The following is a 692-nucleotide window of genomic DNA, read 5'->3' as shown; positions in this document are numbered from 1 at the left end:
AATGCACCAGCCAGCAATGATGATGCTCCTGAGTTAATGCATTAATTACATTTATTAAAAACAAAAATAATGGAGATAAACATGAGCGCGATAATTAATGAATTCATCAGCATTCTTGACCATAAACACATTAAATATACTGTTGCAGATAATGGAAGCATCACCGTGCCAAGCACGCTCTACCTGCGCGGCACCGGCATCACCGCGCTGCCGGACAATCTGACCGTGGGCGGCTCGCTCGACCTGGAAGGCACCCGCATTACTAACCTGCCGGACAATCTGACCGTGGGCGGCTCGCTCTACCTGCGCGGCACCGGCATCACCGCGCTGCCGGACAACTTTTCGTGCACCGGTCTTTATCTCGACGCTGAATGCATCAGCAATATCGCATATCGCAGGAACTGTGGTTATTCAGAACGCACCATCTTTGCAGCATGGACTGGCACAGAATTCAAAATCGCGGCTGGATGCTTCTTTGGCACCATTGAAGAGTTTGAAGACGCCGTTGACGACAAATATGACGGCGACGCGGCAGAAGCCTACAAGCAGGCAGGCCGCGACTGTGTTGCAGAGTTGAATGAGAGACTGAACAAAGGCGGGGCAGCATGAGCAATGCAGCAAAACTTCAGCTCGGTTTTTCTCCGCTGAGCAAAACAATCATTTTGGCGAAAATGCGCGATGTAGAAGGTGGA

1 protein-coding gene and 1 pseudogene are annotated in these 692 nt (G+C 50.4%); both read left to right on the top strand.

The window, feature by feature from the left end; genetic code table 11:
* Window positions 1-81: 81 nt before the first annotated feature.
* A complete protein-coding gene (locus tag GTGU_RS23555) occupies window positions 82-609 on the top strand; it encodes a hypothetical protein (RefSeq protein ID WP_038163762.1) in 528 nt (175 codons plus the stop codon).
* Window positions 606-692: pseudogene (locus GTGU_RS27135) on the top strand (DUF7446 family protein); the annotation flags it as partial. The gene GTGU_RS23555 and the pseudogene GTGU_RS27135, both read left to right, overlap by 4 nt.

It is taken from the genome of Trabulsiella guamensis ATCC 49490 (genome assembly GCF_000734965.1).
GTDB lineage: Bacteria > Pseudomonadota > Gammaproteobacteria > Enterobacterales > Enterobacteriaceae > Trabulsiella > Trabulsiella guamensis.
Note: the sequence above shows the minus strand (reverse complement) of the source record. Positions and strands in the feature narration are given on the sequence as shown.